This window comes from Gracilimonas sp., assembly GCF_031581265.1.
Lineage (GTDB): Bacteria > Bacteroidota > Rhodothermia > Balneolales > Balneolaceae > Gracilimonas.
In genome coordinates this window covers 14,614-37,903 of record NZ_JAVLBQ010000015.1, presented here as the reverse complement: position 1 = coordinate 37,903, position 23,290 = coordinate 14,614, and the positions used below count along the sequence as shown (strand labels likewise).

Genomic DNA, 23,290 nt, shown 5'->3' with positions numbered 1-23,290 from the left:
ACCAGATGTTTCAAAAAAGTTCAAATAAAAAAAGCGAAGCCTTTTAAGCTTCGCTTAGGAAGAGTTACAGAATCAAGAATTTTTAATTACAACCGGTGATACAAAAACTGGTTTTTTCGTACCCTACATAGGAGACTTCAAGGAAGTTTCGGCCATCAGGTATATTCTCGATGGTGAACTCTCCATTAGGACCTGTAGTGCTTCCGATGTTTGTTCCTTGTATAGTTACATTTGCTCCTGCTAAAAAGTCACCGCCTTTGCTTTTAACCGTTCCTTTAATAGTCCCATTATCATTATTCCAGGCATTAACTACCATTGTGTTTTGAGCAGATTCCTGATCAACTGTAAAACCTGAATCCTCTAAATTAAATTTGATATTCAATGCATATTGAACACGAACCGGTCTACCGCGCTGCATGCCAGGTTCAAACTTGGCTTCGCGTACTACCCTGAGAGCCTCTTCATCTGCACCGCCGCCAATGCCTCGAACCACTCGTGCGTTTTCTACATTACCGTTTTCAGTAACAATGAATTGTATGGTAACACGCCCTTCAATACCTGCGCGGCGAGCCAAAGTTGGATATTGAACTTTACTCTGAAGCCCCGCCATACCACCAATTAGTTTTGGCATTTGTTCTACTACTACAAAGAAGTCTTCTTCAGTAGTGTTTTGCTTTAAGTCTCCTGAAAGTTTCAAATCTGCAGAAAGATTTACAGGTACATTAGTAAGGGTTCCAAAATCTTTCAATCTTTGGGCATTGGTCAAAATTTGGTTGGGGATTTTGGTGAAAATTTTAAAATCCAGAGCCTTATCAAGAGTAAAGTGACGGGCATAAATGGGAATTTTTTTATCTGAAATATCCTCATTGGTAGTAATTTCTACAGTCATTTTATTTACTTCAAAAGTAGCCTTGTTTCCTGAGATATTTCCGGCTTTTACAGCGCCGTCAAAATGAGATGGAGCAAATACAAAACTACCATATTCTCCAAGTATCATGACCATTCCGTTAAATGCCATAGCATCTATGTTGGAATTCATTTGAAGCACTTCAATACCATTAACCGTTACATTCGGACTATTGAAATTTAATTCTGTGTTTGCTAACTCTTCTTCACTTAGACCTTGTGGCGCACGCAAATCAGAACAGGCAATAGGCAATGTTATTCCAACAATCATCAGCATTAAAAAAGCAATGCTTTGCCGAAAAGAAGTTTTTTGGAGTTTGTGATATTTCATGGTTTTAATCCGTTTTTTTAAAGTTGAATTTTTTACTGCCATGCTCACTGATAATTTTCCTGCGCCGCTGCTAAGTGGAACTAATTCATATAAAAGATTGGCGTAGGATTTGATAGAGAAATCGGATTTGGAGAGGACTTCCTGGTCGCATGAAATTTCACGATAGGTGTCGATTTCCTGATTTCCATACCTGACAAGGGGATGAAACCAAAAAAGCGATTCAATCATAGACAGGGCTAACTGCAACAGGTAATCACCGCGTTTTATGTGGGTGAGCTCATGCTGCAGGGCCATGTCCAGTTTTTCCGGTTCATGTTGCAGAATACTTGGAAGGACAATCACCGGTTGCTTCCATCCAAAAGTGAAGGGAACCAACGGATGATCGTGAAAAGCTAATTTTACTAATCGATCATTGCTAAGATCTTTTGAAATCACATCCTGTAATTCAGTGATTTCCAGATTTTTATACAGTGATTTAAGGGTGACATAGCTTTTAACAAGCTGACCAATCATAAAAAGTGAAATCAAGCCTACAATCACCGTTCCGATGCCAATTAGGAGGGAAGGCTCAAGCCAGTTAATAGTTACTGTAGCTGATGAATTAGCCGCAGCCGGTACTACTTCAATAGGATTCTGAACCACAATAAAAGCTGTTTCAATATTGGATTCAGCAAACCAAGTTGGAATTCGATTCATCAAAGCTGCAACCCCAATTCCAAATGGAAGTGAGAGTAATGCTGCGGTGCGCAAATGATAGTGAAAGAGTGGATTTAGTTTCTCACGATTTCTCAAAACAAGAAAGGCAAGTCCACAACAAAGAGTCCAAACTCCCAAAGGAAACCAAATGGCATCGAGACTAAAATTGCCGATTTGCTTTATGTAGTAAACAAGCTCAATCATCTTATTCCTCCATATTATCTATCATATCCCGAAGTTCTTTCAATTCTTTTTCACTGATTTTCTCTTCTTTTACCAGTGTTTGTACCATTGCAGAGGTCGATCCTTTAAACACTTTATCAATCAGTCCCGAAATTAGGCTGGATTGAACTTCCTGAGGTTCTTTGCGTGCACTATATACATAGGTATTACCATCTTTATAATATTTCAAAAACCCTTTGTCATTAAGGTTTTTCATAATGGTCATAACCGTAGTATAAGCGACTTTTCGCTCTTTTAGGATGCGTTCTCTTACCTGGGCAACGGTTGCTTCTCCAAGTTCCCACACATGATGCAGGATTTCCATTTCCGATTCTCCAAGGGGTGTCAGTGATTTTTTCATAGCGTTTTTGAATTAGTTAGTACTAATATAATAGTAATGAATTAAAATTCAACATTTATTTTTCGGAAGCTTGAATGTAATTAATCAACTCGTCGGGGTTATTGAAAAATGTAAGTTTAGCTGTTTCTATATTTTCAAAAAAAGCTTTGGATGATTCCGTCCAATTCAATAATAGAACTAATTTATTAGCCTTTATGGCAAGTGCTATTTCTGAAATCGTGCCGGCATCCACTCCAATACCAATGATGGTATCGGAGGTCAACACATTTATGTTATTTCGGGCACTACCCATTCCGGTTTTGATGGGGATGTCCACATATTCGGATTGATCGGCTCCGTCTTCAGAGGGTAAAATTCCGATGGTAGTCCCACCGGCCGATTTCGCTCCTTTCATAGCAGCTTCCATCACGCCGGATGCTCTTCCACCGGTTAAAACCAGGTAACCTGATTCTGCCATGAGTTGCCCTACTTCAAATGCTGCGTCAATATCAGCAGTGGTAGCTCCTTCGCCGGGTCCCATTATGCCAATAATTTTTCTTCCTTCCATAGCTAATGATACTCTAAAGCAAGCAAAAATTCGAGTGTCGGAACGCTAATATGAGTTATTTTCATTCTAACATCATGAGCAGAGCTTTTTTAAAACATATTGACCAACAAATTACCAAACCAAAACTTTCAAATCATGAGCGAGCGGTATTTGTTCTTCATGATCAGCTTAACCTTGATGTTTGGCCCAGCTGGATTCGGGAAGAAAAGCCGCTACTTATCTTCATGGAATCTGCAGAAAAGGGGAACGAGTTGCCTCATCATAAAAAAAAGGCCATTTATTTATTAAGCAGCATGCGTCATTTTGCCTTGGAGTGTGCAGAGGCCGGATATCCGGTTCACTATCACTCCACAAAAAAACATTTTGACGATGGTTTGAATGAAATTCTTTCCGAAAATGAGGAATTAAATCTTACGTATATGGCCCCTTCAGAATGGGATTCCCGAAATCGACTTCGAAACGTAAGGTCTGAGTTTTTGGATCGCGTTGAAGAAATCCCCAATAACTTTTTTCTGGCAGATGTTGAAGAATACAAGGAGCGTGTTAAAGATGGCTGGCTGATGGAATATTTCTATCGTGAAATGAGAAGAAAGACAGGGTACTTGATGAATGGGGATGAGCCTGAAGGAGGGGGGTGGAACTATGATGAGGAAAACAGGGAGAAGCTTCCTAAAGACCATCCCGTGCCAGAAATTGCTAAAACCGAGTCGGATGATATAACCGAAGAGGTTAAAGAGATGGTGGATAGTTGGTATGGTGACAGTTTTGGAGAAAGCGAAAACTTCACCTATGCAGTTACCCGAAGGCAGGCTCTATATAGGTTAAATGAATTTATTGAGGAGCGTTTAGATGAATTTGGTCCCTATGAAGACGCTATGGCTCATGGTAAATATGAGCTTTTTCACTCACAGCTTTCGGTGTACTTGAACAATGGGCTATTGTTACCTACAGAAGTTTGCAATAAAGCTGAAGAAGCTTACCATAATGACAATGCCCGGCTGAATTCCGTAGAAGGTTTTATCCGGCAAATTATAGGTTGGCGTGAGTATGTGCGGGTGTATTATGAGGCCATGATGCCGGAAGTTAGGGAGGCTAATCACTTTAATTTCACCGAAAGACTGCCGGAAATGTATTGGTCGGGAGAGACCAAAATGAACTGCATGAGTGAATGCCTAAAACCGGTTATTAAAGAAGGCTATTCGCATCATATTCCAAGACTGATGGTGCTCAGTAATTTTAGCAATCTCACAGAGACAGATCCTAAAGAATTGAACCGTTGGTTTCATCTCTCTTATGTGGATGCCTATGAATGGGTGGTGTTGCCAAATGTGTTGGGAATGTCCACTTTTGCCGATGGCGGAGTTTTGGCCTCCAAACCATACGTGAGCAGTGGAAATTACATCAAAAAAATGAGTGATTACTGTAAACACTGTGGGTACAAGATAAGTAAGAAGTCCGGGGAAGAGGCCTGTCCGTTCAACTACCTATATTGGAATTTTATTGACAAACAGCGAGAGACGTTCACCAATAATGGCAGAGCTAATTTCATGGTAAATATGTTTGATAAAAAGAGTGAAGAGGATAAGAAAGCTATTTGGGAAAGTTCGGAAGGATTTCTGAGAAAGTTAAAAAGAGATTCAGAGTAAGTATCTAATATTAATATCTTTGTACTTTTAAAATTTATGTCTTATTTATTAGGGAACTAAAATTAGGGGTAAATCATGAGTAAAGATTTTATTTGGCCAATAGTTGGCTTTGCGGTTGTTTCGGTCGCAGTATGCTTTTCATTTATATATCAGGATCTGTGGCTTGGCTTTTTTGTTGCTCTTACAGCGGGGGTGGGCTTGTTACTAATAATGACAGTAAAAATGTTATCCGGGGTAAAATCTGCAGGAATAAAGAAAACGGTTGGGTTTCTGTTTTTGGGATTGTCGGTATTGGTTATATATGATTCTGTATTTGAAATGATTAAATCTGACAAAAAAAGTGATATCCTTGTTGAAATCAGGCAATCAATAGATGGGAATGTCTCTCAGATACAGTCTGAAAAAATATTTGTTGAAAGACTTCGGTATAAATCTCAGAACGAAGAGGTAGAAAATCTGGCAGAAGCCTTCAGGACTGTGGCCGGAGATCGTTTAAAAGCAGATGGGACATTACTTCCAAAGCCAGTGGAACAGGGGCAAGATTTAAACTTTTCTGCTAATATCGTAAACCCTGATTCTATTGTAATTACCATTGTAGCAGATATTGCACGGGGGCAAGATCTTAAATATTCAAACAGCGATGGAAGCACCGGGAAATATGAAGGAATAGCAACATTAAGTGAAAATGGGGTAGACTATGTACGAATTAATTAAAGATTGGAATCCGTGGGTAAAGGCCATATTAATTGCGATTGGAATAGAACTTCTTTTTTCATTTATCACATCCATTCTATCTGTAAACATCAGGGAGTATTTGGTAGATATTGGTTTTGTGTTTGCGTTGCCGGCTTTAAAGATCTCCGGATATGAGACGGCACAGGCAATTTTAAATTTTTCAGGAGATCACAAAGATCTAACCGAATTTGCACAAACTGCGATTACAACCGGAATTAGTGTTTTTGTGATCTTTATTGTTGGTCCTTATTTATTACTGAGGGGGTATAAGCAGTCTGATCAGTCCGAAAATCCAAAGCAAAGAAGTTGGTCTTGGTATATAGGAGCCATCATGATTATGATGACTATGATTCCTGCCATATTGAGTTCGGTTATTGGAACAAAAGTCTATATGAATACCAAAGAATCAATGGAGGACTCTCGTCAAAAGGATTTATTGAATGCCGAACTTATGGATTTAGCACTGGATGCATCCTATAAAATATTTATGCCGCAAGAAAAAGGCGGAGGCGAGGGATCTTTTACAAATATGACCACCAATTCTGAAAATATAAAACTTGAACATTTAGATAGCTATGAAGAGAGTTCTATGTTTGATTTTAAAATTCAAGGGGAGGTCACAGACTCTTCATTTACCATTGTTGGGGTTACTCAGCGGATGGGGGAAGACGAAGATTTTGAGAATGCAAATGGAGAAACAGGGAAACAGCAGATTTCAGTTGTTGTATCTCCATATGAAGAAAATATATTTACTTTAAGCCGTGCTAATTCAATGAGAAATTAAATGAGGTTTGATTTGTAAAATGGAATTCAAATACGATGAATGAGGTTTTATGATAAAACGAATCTCAGTTATCTAAATGAAAAACATCAATAGTCTCCGCAAGTTTAAGCGAAACGATAAAGAAGTAAATCCGGATGGAGATTATTTACTCTATTGGATGCAAATCAACCGGCGCCTGCGGTACAATTTCGCCTTAGAATATGCCGTGGCTTTAGCCAATAAATACGACAAGCCATTGTTGATCTATGAAAGTGTGATGGTCGATTATCCTTGGGTAAGTGACCGCTTCCATGCTTTTTTATTGGAGGGGATGAAGGAGCATTTTGATGAATTGAAAGACAAAGAAGTCACCCATTATTGCTATGCTGAGCAGGAAGCCCGCACGGTAAAACAATCATTTTATGATTTGGCAGAGAATGCCATTGCTGTCGTTGCAGATGAATATCCTGTCTATATCATTCGAGAAAATAACGAAAAAATGGCCGGTGAAATTGATGTTCCCTACATCTCCATCGACTCCAATGGCATCATTCCTCTAAAAGTTACAGACAAGGATCCGTATTCTGCTTACCTGTTTCGAAAGGTGATGCAGAAAAATTTTCTGGAAGCTTACACGCATGCTCCAAAGAAAGATCCGCTCGATGATCTGGAAAATTATGAAGAGGCACCTTTGCCAAAAGGATTTGAAGAAAAATACCCGCGGGCGGATGAAATACTGGATGACATTCCAAGGTTCATTTCCACCTTAGATATTAACCATGATATTGGTATCACCGATAAAAAGGGGACCCGCCAATATGCGCTCGGAAAATTAGGTGATTTCATTGCACACGGTTTGAGCCGATATGATGAAGAGCGTAATGATCCCGACGCAGATGCTGCAAGTGGTTTAAGCCCATGGCTGCATTTTGGCTTGATCAGTGAATACGAAATTGTGAAAGCAGTATTGGGTCATCAGCCGGAGGGGTGGGATCTGGATGACATCACTCCCAATAATGGTAAAAATTCAGGATTCTTTAATGGCGATCCGAATGTGGAGAGTTTCCTGGATGAAGTAATTACCTGGCGGGAAGTGGGCTTTCATTTTGCGCATCACCGGCCCGATTATGATCAGTTTGAAAGCCTGCCGGATTGGGTGCTTAAAACGCTCAGTAAGCATCAGGATGATGAACGGGAATGGGTGTATGAACTGGAGGAATTTGCGCAATCTAAAACCCATGATGAAATTTGGAATGCAGCCCAAACGCAACTTAGGGAAACCGGAATCATGCAAAATTACCTGCGGATGCTATGGGGTAAAAAAATCATCGAGTGGACTAAAGATTACCGCACGGCACTCGACTATATGATTGAGCTCAATAACCGTTATGCACTGGATGGTCGGGACCCAAATAGCTACTCAGGAATTTTTTGGTGTTTTGGAAGATTTGATCGCGCCTGGCAAGAACGCCCCATTTACGGAAAATTGCGCTACATGACGAGTGAATCAACAAGGAAAAAGCTAAAGCTGGATCGGTATTTGGAGAAATACGGAAGTCAGAAATCATTATTGTAATGAAGAACTCAGAATTCAGAACTCAGAATGCAGCAGTCACAATTCTGAAATCTGACAACTTCTTTCCCTTAAAACACATATCTTACATATGCTTTTAAATCACCTGACATTCACTCATGGATCTCTTCCAAGAAAAAAAATCCGGTAGTTCTTCCTCCTCTTCTCAAAAAGAAAATCCACAGTATAGTGAGCCGTTAGCCACCCGAATGCGACCACAATCGCTGGATGAATTTGCCGGTCAGGAGCATTTGGTAGGTGAGGGAAAAATGCTTCGACGAATGATCGAGAGTGGGGTAATTGGATCACTGATATTTTATGGTCCGCCCAGTTCAGGTAAAACAACATTAGCCCACGTTATTTCGAGGGAAATTAAGGCCCAATTTGAAGTCATCAATGCGGTATTGGATGGCATTAAGGAACTGCGAAAAGTGGTGGATAAAGCAGAGAAATTTCGAAAGCTGAACGGGCGAAAGACCATCTTATTTGTAGATGAAATTCACCGCTGGAATAAGGCACAGCAAGATGCCTTGCTGCCTCACCTGGAATCCGGAATCATTACTTTGGTAGGCGCTACCACTGAAAACCCATTTTATTCACTGGTAAATCCACTACTATCGAGATGTCAGCTTTTTGAACTTCACCCCTTAACTATGGATGAAGTGAAGCTAATGCTGAATCGGGCGCTTAAAGATGAAGAAAGAGGGTTGGGTGAAAAAGAGATTGAGGTTGCGGAAGATGCCTTCAATCACTTAGCAGAAATGGCGGGTGGTGATATCCGAAATGCCTTGAATGCGCTGGAAGTGGCCGTGCTTTCAAGTCAACAGGATGAAGAAGGAAAGATCACCATTGATTTAGAAGTAGCCAAAGAAAGCATTCAGCGAAGAAATGTTCGGTACGATCGAACCGGGGATGAACACTATCACTATGCCTCTGCTTTTATAAAGTCTATGCGCGGTTCTGATCCTGATGCAGCGCTGTACTGGATGAATGCGATGCTGGAAGGTGGTGATGATCCAATCTTTATTTTCAGAAGAATGCTCATCTTTGCCAGCGAAGATGTGGGCCTGGCTGAACCCAATGCCATCACAATGGTGAATGCATGTCAGGATGCTTTTACAAAATGTGGGATGCCAGAAGGAATGTACTTTTTGTCGCACGCCTGTTTATATCTGAGTCAGTGTCCGAAAAGTAACAGCACCAAAGCGATCTTTGAAGTGAATCGTGAAATCAGTGAACGTGGGGTGAAAGATATTCCCCCTTATTTAAAGGATAAAACGGCCAACAAGCTGGGAGCCAAACATCTCGGTGTTGAAAATGCATCAGATGATTATAAATATCCCCATGATCATCCCAATAATTGGGTGGACCAACAATACTTACCTGATGAGCTAAAAAATAAAAAATGGTACGAAGCGGGAAATCAGGGAAGAGAAGCACTGTTGTGGAAAAAGTGGCAAGAGATTAAGAACAAGGATCGCTGATTGTGTTGATTACGCTGATTACGCTGATGTTTTTTACTCCATGAGCAGGTAACTAATTTACCTCGCTCCTGACGCTCCGCGTCGGAGCGAATAATGGATTAAAATATTTCGTTCATCACCTCTTGATGCAATTCTAAATCATCAGCACTAAATAGTACAAATCGAATTTCATTAACAGAATATAGATCAGGCAATTCTTTCTTTATAGTTGAAAAAGCAATTTCTGCAGCTTCCCGCATCGGATATCCAAACGCTCCGGTTGAAAGAGCCGGAAATGCAATGGATTCAATGTCATTTTGTTCTGCCAGTTTGAGTGCATTGCGATAACAATCTGCCAGTAATTTATCTTCCGGTTTATCTTTTCCGTATACAGGTCCTAAGCAATGGATTACATAATCATTGGGAAGATCATGAGCACCAGAAATAACAGCCTCTCCTGGTTTAATGGGAGCCATCGGTGCACACTCTTCGGCTAATCCGGGTCCGGCAGCCCGATGAATTGCCCCGGCTACACCTCCGCCAATTTTAAGCTGAGCATTTGCTGCATTAACGATTGCATCAACATCAGGTTGGTTGGCAATGTCACCTTGGATGCAATGGATTTGTGTGTCTTGAAAATCAGTCATTGCGAAAAATGAATTTTAAATAATGGGATGTAAGTTGTATAACATATTAGATAAGGTAAAATAGTCTTTTCGGTTCGGATTATACACAGTTTCCAGCCTGCCCAAGAGATGGGGCATATTCAAGCAACATTGATGAGTAAAATTTTAATCCTTGCATTACAGAAATAAAATGTGCCATTTAGATAGTAATAAATATTCGGAATAATCTATGGCTGCTCTTCAAACAAATTTAATGTGGGTACTATATATTGTGTTGATATCACTTGGGTGCAATGTAGAAACAGAAGAGGTCCAATCATCCACGACAGCATTACCTGATCATGTAAAAGATCTACAAAATGTATCCGTGTATTCACTGGAAGAACAGCTTGCCAATGCAGACACCGTAGAACTGATTCGTGAAACTGTTTTTGAAAGTAATGAAGATGTATATATGGCAGGTTATCTTGGAGAAGTTGCAGTAGATGACCAGGATCGCGTTTATATAGTTTCATCGATTCCGGGAACGGTACATGTGTATGTTTTTGAACCGAATGGTGAATTTATCACCAAATTTTATAGGGAAGGGAGAGGGCCAGGAGAATCAGAGGCAATTGGATCGATAAAAATAAAAGACGACAAGATCTACTTATTAGGGTCTCGTCTTCAAAAATATTTAGTGTATTCAATATCAGATTTTGCGTTTATAAGAGATGCAGTTTTAAAGCGGGATAGTGTTTCAGATAAAAAACTCAGCTTAATGCGGGCTTCAGATTTATATGTAGATGAACAGGAAAGAGTTTTAATGAAATTCAACAACTTTGCACTTTCTGATACGCTGGGGCAGATTTATTATTATCCGGTGTCTGAGTCTGGGCAAATTTTACCGGATGAAGTATTTTCTCAAAAGAAATATGATCTAAATCACTATAAACAGGGAGATGGAGACCGCGAGTTTTTTGGAATGAGAGTTCGGACTTTACCATTCCATCGCTCCTCTTTGTTTGTGATCTCAGACAGCGGTTATATATATGACGCATGGACCCAAGATTTCTTGATTAAAGTTTTTGATTCAAAGGTGGATTATCAACGAGCTATTTATCACTCATATGACAATAGTGTGTTGAATACCGAAACATTGGATATTCATGAAAGAATGAAAGAGACATTTGATGGAATAGACGTCCCGGATACCTGGCCTGCACTTCATCAAATACGGGTTGATGAGGAAGAGCGGCTTTGGGTTGCAACTATAATCGACAGCGATTCAACCTATCAATGGTATGTGCTTGAAAATAACGGCGAATTAAAAGCTGAGTTTACATTTCCGGGTAAAAGATCAGAGAGCAGCCCGATGTTTGAACGTCAACTTCCAATAATAAAAAACGGATATTTCTATACAAGAGAGAGGAATCTGTCAGAAAGCATTGACCGAATAGTAAAGTATAGAATAGAATTCAGAGGAAAATAGATAGATAAGTAAAATCACCCTATCAACTCTCAACTATCCGAAACCACTTCTGAGTTCGGCGTTCCTTGTTCAATATTAAATGTTCCCTCCCCATCCTGACAATACGTCGGTCAATACGTCAGTTTTCTTCCACCCTTCCTTACTTGGCATTGGTATTGCTTTAATACCAGTGAATTAGAACAAACCATCACGCATATGGGAGATTTTACAGAATTTGGTATTGAAATAGAGCGACACTTATCCAAGCTGGGTAAAGATATTCAGCAGTTTGTAGAGAAAGTGGTACCGCTAGCCAATGAAGACAAAGACTTTGCTCCCGATTGCGATATCCTGGAAAGCGAAGATGAATTCAAAATCTTATTAGATCTTCCGGGACTATCGAAAAAAGAAATCGGGATATCCCTGAAAAATAATGTATTGACTGTGAAAGGTGAGCGTGAAATCACCGCAAGTGATGGGGAAGAATTTAAACGACAGGAACGATGTCGCGGTGCATTTGCCCGTGCGTTTGCCGTTCCTCAAAATGTAAATGCGGCGGAAGTATCCGCCAGTTTCAGGAATGGAGTTTTGACAATTGCGATGCCAAAATCAGAGGTATTAAAAGACTCACAATCCATTCCGGTTAAGTAGTGATGAAGTGATGAGTGATAAAGTAGATCAGAAGTAGAATTTAGCCTACTTCATCACTTTTCAGACATTCGCTACGACGCAGAGCGATCGTAACGAGTTTTAGAAAAATATATACTGACTCTTGTACCTGACGCTCCGCGTCGGTACGAAAATTGATAAGAATATTAATAACAGTAAAAAGTAAAACAGAACAGACCAATGGGAAAAATTATAGGAATTGACTTAGGAACTACCAACTCGTGTGTTGCCGTAATGGAGGGTAACGAGCCGGTTGTAATCCAAAACAGCGAAGGAGGAAGAACGACGCCTTCAGTTGTTGCTTTCACCAAAGATGGTGAACGCTTGGTGGGAGCGCCTGCAAAACGTCAGGCTATCACCAACCCGGATAAAACCGTTGCTTCTGTGAAGCGTTTCATGGGGCGAATGTATGATGAGGTAAAAGACGAAACCAGGCAGGTTTCGTATGAAATTACAAAAGCAGACGATAATACTGCTCGTGTAAAAATTGAAGATCGCCTGTATGCACCTCAGGAAATTTCTGCAATGGTACTTCAAAAAATGAAGCAAACTGCAGAAGAGTATTTAGGTGAGAAAGTAACGGAAGCGGTAATTACCGTACCGGCTTACTTTAATGATGCTCAGCGAAAGGCTACGCAGGAAGCCGGTAAAATTGCCGGACTTGAAGTGAAACGAATTATCAATGAGCCCACCGCGGCATCACTTGCATACGGACTTGATAAAAAAGAAACCGATCAAACCATCGCAGTTTATGACTTGGGTGGAGGTACTTTTGATATCTCTATTCTGGAATTAGGTGACGGTGTTTTTGAAGTGAAGTCAACCAGTGGCGATACCCACCTTGGTGGCGATGACTTTGACGAGCGCATTATCGATTTCTTAGCTGATGAGTTTAAGAAAGACGAGGGTATTGACCTTCGCGAAGATCCAATGGCTATGCAGCGACTCAAAGATGCTGCTGAGAAAGCCAAGATTGAGCTTTCAAGTTCACAAAAAACCAATGTTAACTTACCATTTGTAACAGCCACGGATTCAGGACCTAAACACCTGAATATCGACATAAGCCGTGCCAAATTTGAGCAGTTGGTGGATGACTTGGTGAAACGCTCCATTGATCCTTGCAAAAAAGCAATGGATGATGCCGGGTTGAATAAATCCGAAATCGATCAGGTAATTCTTGTTGGTGGATCAACCCGAATTCCTAAAATCCAGGAAGCGGTGAAGGAATTCTTTGGTAAAGATCCAAGCAAAGGAGTAAATCCTGATGAAGTTGTTGCTGTGGGAGCTGCTATTCAAGGTGGTGTGATGTCCGGCGATGTTGACGATGTAGTACTGCTTGATGTAACCCCGCTTACTCTTGGTATCGAGACAATGGGTGGTGTTATGACTCCATTGATCGAAGCCAACAGTACGATCCCAACCAGCAAATCACAGACGTTCTCAACCGCTGCCGACAATCAAAGCAGTGTTGAAATTCATGTGCTTCAAGGTGAGCGTGCCAAAGCTCAAGATAACAGAACGCTTGGTCGCTTCCACTTAGATGGAATTCCCCCGGCTCCACGCGGGGTGCCCCAGATTGAAGTAACATTCGATATTGATGCAAATGGTGTATTGAACATTAAGGCACAAGACAAAGGAACCGGAAAAGAGCAAAGTATTCGAATCGAATCTTCTTCAGGGTTAAGCGAAGAAGACATCGAAAAAATGAAGCAAGCTGCCGAAGAGCACGAAGAAGAAGACAAGAAGTTGCGTGAGCGCATTGAAAAGCTCAACCAGGCAGACAGTCTTGTATTTTCAACCAAGAAGCAGCTTGATGAATACGGTGACAAGATTTCCGATGAAAATAAGAAAGCCATTGAAGAGGCCGTTGAAAACCTCGAGAAAGCACATAAGGAAGAAAACATGGACGAGATTGATGCAGCTATAGAAGCTGTGAACCAAGCTTGGTCAGGTGCTTCCGAGGAAATCTATAAGGCTACTCAGGAAGAAGCTGCCGCCGGTGGCGCAGCAGGTGGTCCCGGAGCAGGAGCTCAGGGTGCAGCAGGTGCTACTGACGGAGAAGGTGCTTCTTCAGAATCAGAAGATGGCGAAGAAGCCGTTGATGCAGATTACGAAGTAGTTGACGACGAAGACGAAAAGAAATAAAGTAAGCTGAGTTTTCTCACTTACTCTCGATAAATTTAAAAATCCCGCTTTGGTTTTCCGAAGCGGGATTTTTTTGGGGTTTTAAATCAATCACACCCCTTCCAGAGTCTTGAGCTGGTTGCCAAATTTAGGCTAATTGTTTGAATTCTGGAAGGGTTTTTCACAATAGCGGAAATTGGCAAAGAACACGGATGACGCCGATTGAGCGGATGGTCGCTGAGCAAATTGATTTAACAAAAAGTAGGACCTGCTGACAATACGAAGTTGGTAGGTAGCATATCCAATCAGCGAAAACCCACCTAATTCGTCCTACGTAATTTCCTCCAAAAGATTAAGCAACTTGTAATATCCTGATTTTATAGAAGACTAAAATTTTCAGGATAATACTTATCATAGTCTTAAGTATAAATGGTTATTAAAATGAACGCTTGCTATCTAATAACTTTTTTATTGGTGTAAATGAAAAGTTGATATAAAATTAATCAGATAGCTGAATAAATGTCTTTACGTAAATTATTACTAAGTCTCATTGTTTTAATCTTAACCCTCGTTCCATTCTCTTTGGAGGCTCAATATTTTGGAAGATACAATGTGCAATATGAAGACTTTGACTTCCAGATCTTAAAAACAGATCATTTTGATATCTATCATTACCCTAAAGAAGAGAAAGCTATAAAAGATCTGGGGCGACTTTCGGAACGGTGGTATATGAGGCATTCCATTATTTTGGAGCACAGTTTTAGCTCACCAAATCCACTGATAATATATGCTAACCATGCTGATTTTCAACAAAATGATATAGTTCCACGAGTAGGAGTTGGCACGGGAGGAGTAACAGAAGGACTCAGAAATCGCATTGTAATGCCTTTTGCGGAAGCCAATCAAAGCACGAATCATGTGCTTGGGCATGAGTTGGTGCACGCTTTTCAATATGATATCGCTCGTCAGGACGAAATCGGCGGAATTCAGTCAACCAGTCAATTACCACTTTGGTTTATAGAGGGAATGGCTGAATATCTTTCTGTTGGGCCTGAAGATCCACACACGGCTATGTGGCTTCGGGATGCCCTTCAAAATGACGATTTACCCACTATAAAAGAATTGTCAAATAGTCGCGAATATTTTCCCTATAGATTTGGTCATTCGGTTTGGACATTCATTGCAGGAAATTGGGGAGATGAATCTGTGTCAGATTTATATATAGCCTCAGCAAAAAACGGATTGAATCAAGGCTTCAAGGATGTTTTAGGGATATCAAGAGATTCCGTTTCTACGCTATGGCAAAATTCCATCAGGGATAAATACAAAGATGATATTGAAATCAGGTCAAAGCCCAATGAGGTAGGAGAGTTAATACTAGGGGAAGAAAAGGATACAGGGACCATCAATGTTGCCCCATCATTAAGTCCCGACGGAAATTACATTGCCTTTATTTCAGAAAAGAACATTTTTTCAATTGAACTATTCCTTGCCGATGCTGAATCCGGGGAAATCATTCGAAAATTAACGTCCACAAATATGGACCCTCACCTGAGTGCACTCCGATTTGTTGAATCTTCAGGAAGCTGGTCGCCGGATAGTGAAAAATTTGCGGCCGTCGTTTTTGCAGAAGGAGACAACCAGATCGCAATCATTGATGTACAATCGGGGAAGATAGAAAGACGCTTGAGTTTTGGGGATGTGGATGCGATCACAAATCCGGCATGGTCTCCCGATGGTAATACCATTGCCTTTTCCGGCGCTGATGGAGGATATACCGATTTATACCTATACAACTTAGAAACAGATTCACTGAAAAATTTAACACAAGACTCCTATTCAGATTTACAACCCACTTGGTCTCCTGATGGCAGTAACATTGCTTTTGTGACTGATCGCGGATCAGATACTGATTTTGAAAAGATGTTATTCGGTAATACAAAAATTGCAGAACTCACTATTAAAACTGGAGATATTGAGTTATTGCCTTACTTTGAGGAAGCAAAACATATCAGTCCTCAGTACAGCCCGGATGGCCGTTCAATTTATTTTGTATCCGATTATGAGGGTTTTAGTGATATTTTCAGGTATGAATTTTCATCAAATAGTGCTTATCGGGTAACCGATGCTAATACAGGTGTTTCAGGAATTAGTAAACTTTCACCTGCTTTAACAGTAGCATCTAATACCGGTGAGATGATGGCTACGGTTTTTGAAAAATCTAACTACAGTGTTTATCAGATCAACGAAGATATGAAAGCCGGTACTCCGGTAAGCCCAACATTCCAAATTGCAAATTCAGATGCTTTACCTGGACGGACTGCTGAAGGAAATTACCAGATGCTATCCAATCTGGAAAACCCAATTACTGATTTACCGGCCGACACCAGCTTTGGTATAGAAGATTATCATCCTAAACTAATGCTCGATTATATTACCGGGGGTGGGGGTGTAGGCATTTCCAGTCAGTTTGGTGCCGGAGTAGCAGGGGGTGTCAGTGTAAGTTTCAGCGATATGCTGAATCAGCATCAGCTTTTTTCAACAGTCAGAATGCAGGGGCGTATACAGGATGTAGCCGGTCAGGTAGCTTACTTGAATCGGGATAACAGGTTTATTTGGGGGGCTTCGGCGAGTCACCAAGTGTACAGAAATACCAAGAGAGCCACGAGTAGAAACGATACCACAACTTTAGATGGTGAGCAAGTAATTGCTCCCGTATCAGTGATAAGCCTGAGGCAGCGAGTATTTCAGGAACGAATTTCTGCCTTGGGATTGTATCCGCTCACAGGTACTCAGCGATTTGAGTTTTCAGCCGGATATACACATCTCTGGTATGATACTGAGCGACAGCAAGTTTATTTCTCGGGACGTGGTGTCCCTTTTAAAAGAGAGTTTACAGATGCGAATATTCTGGAGCCGTCCCCACTTAATTTATTTAACGCTTCCACAGCTTATGTGGAGGATAACTCAGTTTCCGCTTTCACGGGACCAATTAACGGTCACCGGATGCGGTTTGAAGTATCACCGACTGTAGGCTCATTATCTTATGTGGAGGCTTTGGCTGATTTCAAGAAATATTTTTACGTAGAACCGATCACGATTGGCTTCCGAGCCCTACACAGCGGAAGATATTTCGAAGATTTAGGTGACCGCCGGTTGAGTCCTAATTATGTTGGTAATCCAAGGTTGGTGAGGGGCTATAATTTAAGTTCGTTTACCGCAGTAGAATGCAGTGACTCTCCCGGGGATGGTTGCCCGGAATTTGATCGCCTTTATGGCAACCGAATAGGCGTGTTAAATGCTGAAGTTCGGCTGCCGGTTACAGGTGTTGAGGATTTGGCATTATTCAGATCAAGGATACTACCCAGTACACTTACTGCTTTCGTGGATGGCGGACTTGCCTGGAGCGATACTCGTACTCCGGATTTTAAATGGACCACCGATGAAACGTCAGACAATGTACCTGTTTTCAGTACCGGCTTAAGTCTTCGTATAAATATCCTGGGATACTTGATTACCGAATTCTACTACGCCGTCCCCTTTCAGCGACCCGACAAAACAGGAGTATTTGGATTTCAGATATCACCAGGCTGGTGAGTTTAAACCTGAGTTTGATTTATATTGATTTACAAAAGGCTTTAGTTGTCACTCTGAGCGTATTAAAATGCATTCTAAGCGATCAGGATGACAACTTCTTGAAACTTTTAATCGAACTCAGGTTTAGGGGCTTCATCATACTCCAAGAATTAAATAAGGCAAATTTTGTTATTGAAAGGCTGAAGAATAAAACTTATTTATGAGACTAAACTATAACTAATACATAGAAAATATGTTTGCAGCCGGTTCTTTATTTGTACTTATTCCGTTAATTATTTACACAATTATAATTGGTGTTGTTTTATGGTTGGTATTGCGATTGATAACCGCAACAGAACAAATAGCCGCTAACACAGAACGAATTGCAAGAAGCTTGTCAGATAGAAATGACATTGAGAGAAATAAAAAATAAATTTTGTATTTGAGATAAGTATAACCTGATGGAATAGAACGCGGATAACGCAGATGCTGTGGATAGTCACGGAATAAATAATTCATCAATGGTGTAGAACCTGCGAGGTTGCTTAACAGTCTATTTCAAATCAGCGAAAATCCGTGTAATCTGCGTTCCATTCGAAATGTAGATTAAGCCCAACATTCGTATCTTTGGGATATGAATATTTTAGCCATCGAATCATCTTGTGACGACACTTCTGCAGCGGTACTTACCGATCAGGGCATTCAGTCCAATATCATAGCTTCGCAATCTGTTCACCTTAAATTTGGGGGCGTGGTGCCGGAGCTGGCTTCCCGGGCTCACCAGAAAACGATCACCCAAACGGTAGAGCAGGCACTCGAAGAAGCAGATGTTTCAATAGAGGACATTGAAGCCATTGCTGTAACGCAAGGACCGGGACTACTTGGTTCACTGTTGGTTGGAATTTGTTTTGCCAAAGGGCTGGCTCTCTCCAGAAATATTCCACTGATCGGGGTGAACCATATGGCTGCCCATATCTATGCAAACTTCATTGATCATGAACCGGATTTCCCACTGATATCACTTACCGTCTCCGGGGGACATACACAACTGGTTCATGTGAAGTCTGCATTTAAACATGAGATCATAGGTGAAACCCGCGACGATGCCGCCGGTGAAGCTTTTGACAAGATTGGGAAGTTGCTGGGGCTGCCATATCCTGCGGGGCCGCATATGGACAAACTGGCTAAAGAAGGAGACCCAAATTTCCATAAATTCCCCCAGGCACTATTACACAAAGGACTTGATTTCAGTTTCTCCGGACTAAAAACCAGCGTGCTCTATTATTTACAGGAAAAAGAAGACGAGTGGATCCAGGATCACCTGAATGATATTTGTGCCAGTGTCTCTTTTGCGATTGCTGAAGTGTTGGTTAAAAAACTAAAGAAAGCTATCCAAAAAACCGGAGTGAAAACGGTACTGTTGGCCGGTGGCGTTTCAGCCAATTCCATGCTGCGGGAGAAAGCACAACAAATGGCCAACGAAATGGACGTGCAGCTCTATTACGCAAAAATAAGCTACTGCACCGATAATGCCGCCATGATCGCCATCACCGGAAAAATGAAAGCCGAACGGGGTCAGTTTGATGATTTGGATATGGTGCCTTTGTAGCCTGAGTTTGATTTGTATTGATATAAAAATAGCTAAAGTTGTCACTCTGAGCGCATCATAATTTTCAAATACTTCCCATGTTTAACGCGAAGAGTCTCAAAAGAATAATAACATCAAAAGTATTTGGGAATTTGAGATCAGGCCGATGGTCGGACACGGTCCGTCGCGTTAAGTAACTATTTTTAATAAAGTATTTTAAGCACTCAGGAGTACAATTTTTTGATATTTATAATGGACTCAGGTTTATAAGTCTGTTTTGGTTCAGGATTACCTGCGAGCGTCTGTAACCTACTCCCCAACCTCAAAACCCATCATCATTCCCGCATCCAGATGTTCGCCGATATGGCAGTGCATCATCCACTTGCCGGGATTTGACATTTCGATCAGCAGATCCACTGTAGAACCGACCGGTATGATGGAAGTATCTTTCCAAACCATGTTGGGATTTTCCACTCCGTCAATATTTAATACGAGGTGGCGCTGCCCGTGGATATGGAATGGATGATTCATAGGATGAAAAGTATCAGGATTGTTGAAGATCCTAAGCTTGACAATATCTCCCTTCTTAAAATCCCAGTAGATATCCATGTTCTTCTTGCCGGTAGCAGGATCGTGAAGGATCCACTTAACCTGTTTCCCAGTCGACAGCCAGTTCATCATGGGCATGGTATCATTCCATTCGAGGTGGGGAACATAGGCCGTATCCAGTTCCATGGCTTGCATGATTGGGATGGGTAAATCTTGAACAGCTACGGTCAGCTCCAATTCTTTGTCCACCGGCTTATCAAAATAATCTTCGAATTCGGCGATATCTGTTTTCACATCCTCATTCACCCTCAGGGTGTTGAAGTCTTCTGTATAAGTTTCTTCGACTTCATTCTCAGAAACCGTAACCATCCCAAGCGTGTCTTTTTGTGGATAGAATTCTCCCCGAAAATGATTAATAGCCTGAATGGAGTTTAAAATCGGGTAGGTCCCCGGTTCTTCATATAAAACTTCCACGATATATCGCTCAGCCACCGCGATTGGAACATTCTCTGTATACACTTCTTCTTCAAATTTGCTGATGTCGGAGCCAACCACCTTTACCTTAGCTCCCTCAAACACCATGTTAAAAGTTCGTGTATTAGCCACATTGGTGATGTAAAAACGAAGCACTTCATTTTTATCCACGTTCAATTCGTAATCGGTTGTTCCGTTCACCAGCATCACGTTTCCAAATCGTCCCATCAGGGCATGACTCGGACTCGATTCTCCCCACGGGATCAGGCCCTGATCGTCGATGAGAATATCATCCAGTATCACCATCTCTTCCCGGTTTACCGGACTGTAGTAATCTTCTTCTGGCGGTTCTACAAGCATGTTTCCATACAGCCCAAGGTCCTGCTGAATATATTCCAGCACATGCGGATGATACCAGTACACCCCGGCATCTCGGAAAAACAATTCGTAGGTAAAAGACTCACCAACTTGCACCGGGTCTTGCGAAAACATCGTTCCGTCGAAGCGATAATCATGACGTAATCCATGCCAGTGAACGGTAGTAGGAAGTTCGATCTGATTGTTGAATTCTACCACCACCGTACTGTTCTGAGGAGCTTTCAGTAAGGGACCCGGATATTGACCGTTGTAGCCATACATCACATAATCTTTCCCTTCCAAGCTTCGGCGGACTATAGAAGCCTGAAGAGCAACGGTATCCCCGTCTGCCAGATCTAAAATTTCACGGGGTTTTGCGTAGGGGATATCTTCTTTGGTTAGTCCCATTCCGGCCAGAAAAGGTTCAACCGGAGGTAATTTGTTATGCATCCCAGGCATCATGGGCATTTCCATATTCATGGGAGGCATTCTCCATGTGGCCTTGGCAGTGTCCATGTCCATAGTCTGACCATCCATGTTATGATGTTCATGCTGGGCGATTAATGGATGGGAGAGTCCTGCGACAATCAGGAGAAAAAGAAAAATCTTAGGGTACAGCTTTAACATTAATAGTATCCGTATTTAGCGCAGGGTTCCTGGGCAAAAGGCCCATGACCTGCCATAGTATGCATGAGTCCGCTTCTGGATAAACCACGAAAAGCAATGGACCCGGACCACATATTTGTATTTGGGTCAGGCGTTTCCTCTTCAAGAGTGATCACGACGATATATTTATTCCACTCTACCGTGCCGCTTACTTCCATGTTTTCATCAAGAGGACCGATCATTTTGATCTTATCCAGTGAGGGGGTAGTAACCCAAGCCACAAAGGTGCCCTCTTCAGGTTTGTTGGCTTTGTTGATTTGAATATCTAACTGGTGGCGGAAGGAACCGTCTTTTGTGATGGATATGCCAAAAGGGTTTGGAGAAAATTTCATCACCGCTTTACCGGTAGCCTGTCCGGTGCCCGGAATATTCTTGGTAGTCACCAAGTCGATGGTATAATAATCCGATCCGGTATCCACACACTGAATAGGTGGACCTGGTTCGGCCTTCAGCTGAGAACTAAAGGCCGCACAGATCAGCAGTATTGGAATTATAAGATTTCTCGTCTGTATCATTGCTAAATGAAATTAGCTTGTGGTAAAAAATTAGTTTGCCTGAGGTCCTTCATCCCAGTTTTGTGCACTGGAGATATTTGGCAGTCCCCAACCGCGGCCATTCCAGCCCTGAAAATCTTCCAATTTAAAGGCCCAGAATCCGGTTCCCATATCACTTACCACGATTAGGCCGTCTTCATTTCTAACATCTACGCCAAAGGCTCCGTTACAGGTATTATCACCGCACATACCGGACTGATGCTTGCCCAAAAAGGTATCGTAATAAGCTACGGTTTTAGGCTCATCCGGACTAAATAGATCAACAACTAATAAACCATCCTCATAACCGGATACAAAAAGATACGGCCATCTCACTTCGTGATTATGTACCAGATTCTCATAGTCAAAATTCCAGGAACTGATCGGCTGACGTATATTTTGAACTTCACCATCCAGGGCAGGTTTGAGGTCAAAAATTCGGAGAGGGGCATGCATGTATTCCGTCTCACCTACAATATAGCGACCATCAGGAGAAGGAGTAACCGTATGTCCCCAAACAACTCCACTGACACCTGTTACGGAAGCGATCAAATTCACAGATTCGAAGTCGCTAACATCAAACACAAAATAACCGCCGGCTCCACCACCATAAAAACGATCTTGCTGACTATCCGGGTGGTAACCCACGTAAAAATCATGGTAACCCAGTGATGCACCAGCTCTGCGAGCAGGAGTATCAGGGTTTGGAACCGTTCCGGCAAGAATGTCTTCTTCACCTTCTACGAATTTTCCAAGATCATAAACATATGCTGCATCTCCTGAAGTAGTGGCAAACAGGAGGGGGCGTCCATCCGAATGCTTGTACATAAATATATTATGGAATCCACCTGGATGTTCTGCATTCCGAACATAGCCCACTGTTTCAACTTTGCTCACATCCGGTAAACCTGTTACGTCAACAACAACTGCTCCTGCATCGGTATTTGGTCCGCCTTGGAAAAACTGTAGCGACTGCACTACATAGTATCGATCATTATGCTTAAAATACTTGGGATCCATTCCACCGAGGCCAACGTGAAGCTCTTCGTTGGGCATTCTCCAGCGATAAATCACTTCTGCTTTCTCTGGATTTGAGAGATCAATGATATCAAATCCTTTCTCTGCCTGCATTCTGCCTACATAGGCATAGGGTCGGTCCATTTCCTGTTCAATCACAATATCCGTAACACTTAAAGGGGCTCCAAGGGGGACATGTGAGAGAACTTCAAGATTATCACTCCGCTTTGGCAGCTCGTCGTTTTGCTGAGCCATAACGGAGAATCCGCTCACGTTTAGAAATAGAATCACCAGAAAAATAATTGACTTATACATACATCTTTTTTTTCGTTAATAAGAGACTGATAATTACAAAATACTTGCCGGAAATGGAAATGACTTCACAAATATTATCTTGTGAATGTTGAATGCTAAGTTT

17 protein-coding genes are annotated in these 23,290 nt (G+C 41.5%); 10 read left to right on the top strand and 7 right to left on the bottom strand.

What is annotated here, in order from left to right:
* Positions 1–82: 82 nt before the first annotated feature.
* The 3 genes from RI561_RS07225 to RI561_RS07215 are packed head-to-tail and all read right to left on the bottom strand — an operon-like array spanning position 83 to position 3,063.
* On the bottom strand, positions 83–2,137 hold the full coding sequence (locus tag RI561_RS07225) for a TonB family protein (RefSeq protein WP_395079561.1): 2,055 nt from the start codon (positions 2,135–2,137) through the stop codon (positions 83–85).
* 1 nt (position 2,138) lies between these two features.
* On the bottom strand, positions 2,139–2,516 hold the full coding sequence (locus RI561_RS07220) for a BlaI/MecI/CopY family transcriptional regulator (RefSeq protein WP_395079560.1): 378 nt from the start codon (positions 2,514–2,516) through the stop codon (positions 2,139–2,141).
* Between the two features lie 55 nt (positions 2,517–2,571).
* Complete coding sequence (locus RI561_RS07215; RefSeq protein WP_395079559.1) at positions 2,572–3,063, bottom strand: TIGR00725 family protein; 492 nt, start codon at positions 3,061–3,063, stop codon at positions 2,572–2,574.
* Between the two features lie 74 nt (positions 3,064–3,137).
* Between RI561_RS07215 and RI561_RS07210 the strand changes: the two genes are divergently transcribed.
* The 5 genes from RI561_RS07210 to RI561_RS07190 all read left to right on the top strand — a co-directional run bounded on the left by RI561_RS07210 (position 3,138) and on the right by RI561_RS07190 (position 9,264).
* Positions 3,138–4,709, top strand: coding sequence for a cryptochrome/photolyase family protein (locus RI561_RS07210; protein WP_395079558.1), 1,572 nt, complete (start codon positions 3,138–3,140; stop codon positions 4,707–4,709).
* 75 nt (positions 4,710–4,784) lie between these two features.
* On the top strand, positions 4,785–5,423 hold the full coding sequence (locus RI561_RS07205) for a hypothetical protein (protein WP_395079557.1): 639 nt from the start codon (positions 4,785–4,787) through the stop codon (positions 5,421–5,423).
* The gene (locus tag RI561_RS07200; RefSeq protein WP_395079556.1) at positions 5,407–6,228 is read left to right on the top strand and encodes a hypothetical protein; all 822 of its coding nucleotides are present in this window, start codon (positions 5,407–5,409) and stop codon (positions 6,226–6,228) included. The genes RI561_RS07205 and RI561_RS07200 overlap by 17 nt, the downstream gene beginning before the upstream one ends.
* 76 nt (positions 6,229–6,304) lie before the next feature.
* Complete coding sequence (locus RI561_RS07195) at positions 6,305–7,783, top strand: hypothetical protein (protein ID WP_395079555.1); 1,479 nt, start codon at positions 6,305–6,307, stop codon at positions 7,781–7,783.
* A gap of 116 nt (positions 7,784–7,899) precedes the next feature.
* Complete coding sequence (locus RI561_RS07190; protein ID WP_395079554.1) at positions 7,900–9,264, top strand: replication-associated recombination protein A; 1,365 nt, start codon at positions 7,900–7,902, stop codon at positions 9,262–9,264.
* 98 nt (positions 9,265–9,362) lie between these two features.
* On the opposite strand, the gene RI561_RS07185 is transcribed toward RI561_RS07190, so the two are convergent.
* Entirely contained in the window at positions 9,363–9,890 is a 528-nt protein-coding gene (locus tag RI561_RS07185; protein ID WP_395079553.1) for a macro domain-containing protein, read from the bottom strand.
* Between the two features lie 208 nt (positions 9,891–10,098).
* Here RI561_RS07185 and RI561_RS07180 point away from each other — a divergent pair, with 208 nt between their 5' ends.
* The 5 genes from RI561_RS07180 (at position 10,099) to tsaD (ending at position 19,297) form a co-directional block, all read left to right on the top strand.
* Complete coding sequence (locus tag RI561_RS07180; RefSeq protein ID WP_395079552.1) at positions 10,099–11,340, top strand: 6-bladed beta-propeller; 1,242 nt, start codon at positions 10,099–10,101, stop codon at positions 11,338–11,340.
* 195 nt (positions 11,341–11,535) lie between these two features.
* A complete protein-coding gene (locus tag RI561_RS07175; protein WP_395079551.1) occupies positions 11,536–11,970 on the top strand; it encodes an Hsp20/alpha crystallin family protein in 435 nt (144 codons plus the stop codon).
* A 198-nt stretch (positions 11,971–12,168) separates the two neighbouring features.
* Positions 12,169–14,133, top strand: coding sequence for a molecular chaperone DnaK (gene dnaK / locus RI561_RS07170; RefSeq protein WP_395079550.1), 1,965 nt, complete (start codon positions 12,169–12,171; stop codon positions 14,131–14,133).
* A gap of 498 nt (positions 14,134–14,631) precedes the next feature.
* Complete coding sequence (locus tag RI561_RS07165) at positions 14,632–17,709, top strand: peptidase S9 (protein ID WP_395079549.1); 3,078 nt, start codon at positions 14,632–14,634, stop codon at positions 17,707–17,709.
* Between the two features lie 613 nt (positions 17,710–18,322).
* Positions 18,323–19,297 carry a tRNA (adenosine(37)-N6)-threonylcarbamoyltransferase complex transferase subunit TsaD gene (gene tsaD, locus RI561_RS07160; RefSeq protein WP_395079548.1) on the top strand — a complete coding sequence of 325 codons (975 nt, stop codon included), beginning with the start codon at positions 18,323–18,325 and terminating at the stop codon, positions 19,295–19,297.
* A gap of 288 nt (positions 19,298–19,585) precedes the next feature.
* Here the strand turns inward: tsaD and RI561_RS07155 are convergent, their stop codons facing one another.
* From RI561_RS07155 to RI561_RS07145, 3 genes are read right to left on the bottom strand one after another with little or no spacing between them, the layout of a single operon-like run.
* Positions 19,586–21,283: a multicopper oxidase family protein gene (locus tag RI561_RS07155; protein ID WP_395079547.1), complete on the bottom strand. Its 1,698-nt coding sequence runs from the start codon at positions 21,281–21,283 to the stop codon at positions 19,586–19,588.
* Positions 21,283–21,837 carry a hypothetical protein gene (locus RI561_RS07150; RefSeq protein ID WP_395079546.1) on the bottom strand — a complete coding sequence of 185 codons (555 nt, stop codon included), beginning with the start codon at positions 21,835–21,837 and terminating at the stop codon, positions 21,283–21,285. Before RI561_RS07150 ends, RI561_RS07155 begins: the two co-directional genes overlap by 1 nt.
* Positions 21,838–21,867: 30 nt before the next feature.
* Positions 21,868–23,187: an LVIVD repeat-containing protein gene (locus RI561_RS07145; protein ID WP_395079545.1), complete on the bottom strand. Its 1,320-nt coding sequence runs from the start codon at positions 23,185–23,187 to the stop codon at positions 21,868–21,870.
* Positions 23,188–23,290: the final 103 nt, after the last annotated feature.

What these genes read in the sequence shown, in the direction of transcription:
- RI561_RS07225 (WP_395079561.1), bottom strand. Translation starts at nt 2,137, where the DNA reads ATGATTGAGCTTGTTTACTACATAAAGCAAATCGGCAATTTTAGTCTC.
- RI561_RS07220 (WP_395079560.1), bottom strand. Translation starts at nt 2,516, where the DNA reads ATGAAAAAATCACTGACACCCCTTGGAGAATCGGAAATGGAAATCCTG.
- RI561_RS07215 (WP_395079559.1), bottom strand. Translation starts at nt 3,063, where the DNA reads ATGGAAGGAAGAAAAATTATTGGCATAATGGGACCCGGCGAAGGAGCT.
- RI561_RS07210 (WP_395079558.1), top strand. Translation starts at nt 3,138, where the DNA reads ATGAGCAGAGCTTTTTTAAAACATATTGACCAACAAATTACCAAACCA.
- RI561_RS07205 (WP_395079557.1), top strand. Translation starts at nt 4,785, where the DNA reads ATGAGTAAAGATTTTATTTGGCCAATAGTTGGCTTTGCGGTTGTTTCG.
- RI561_RS07200 (WP_395079556.1), top strand. Translation starts at nt 5,407, where the DNA reads ATGTACGAATTAATTAAAGATTGGAATCCGTGGGTAAAGGCCATATTA.
- RI561_RS07195 (WP_395079555.1), top strand. Translation starts at nt 6,305, where the DNA reads ATGAAAAACATCAATAGTCTCCGCAAGTTTAAGCGAAACGATAAAGAA.
- RI561_RS07190 (WP_395079554.1), top strand. Translation starts at nt 7,900, where the DNA reads ATGGATCTCTTCCAAGAAAAAAAATCCGGTAGTTCTTCCTCCTCTTCT.
- RI561_RS07185 (WP_395079553.1), bottom strand. Translation starts at nt 9,890, where the DNA reads ATGACTGATTTTCAAGACACACAAATCCATTGCATCCAAGGTGACATT.
- RI561_RS07180 (WP_395079552.1), top strand. Translation starts at nt 10,099, where the DNA reads ATGGCTGCTCTTCAAACAAATTTAATGTGGGTACTATATATTGTGTTG.
- RI561_RS07175 (WP_395079551.1), top strand. Translation starts at nt 11,536, where the DNA reads ATGGGAGATTTTACAGAATTTGGTATTGAAATAGAGCGACACTTATCC.
- dnaK (WP_395079550.1), top strand. Translation starts at nt 12,169, where the DNA reads ATGGGAAAAATTATAGGAATTGACTTAGGAACTACCAACTCGTGTGTT.
- RI561_RS07165 (WP_395079549.1), top strand. Translation starts at nt 14,632, where the DNA reads ATGTCTTTACGTAAATTATTACTAAGTCTCATTGTTTTAATCTTAACC.
- tsaD (WP_395079548.1), top strand. Translation starts at nt 18,323, where the DNA reads ATGAATATTTTAGCCATCGAATCATCTTGTGACGACACTTCTGCAGCG.
- RI561_RS07155 (WP_395079547.1), bottom strand. Translation starts at nt 21,283, where the DNA reads ATGTTAAAGCTGTACCCTAAGATTTTTCTTTTTCTCCTGATTGTCGCA.
- RI561_RS07150 (WP_395079546.1), bottom strand. Translation starts at nt 21,837, where the DNA reads ATGATACAGACGAGAAATCTTATAATTCCAATACTGCTGATCTGTGCG.
- RI561_RS07145 (WP_395079545.1), bottom strand. Translation starts at nt 23,187, where the DNA reads ATGTATAAGTCAATTATTTTTCTGGTGATTCTATTTCTAAACGTGAGC.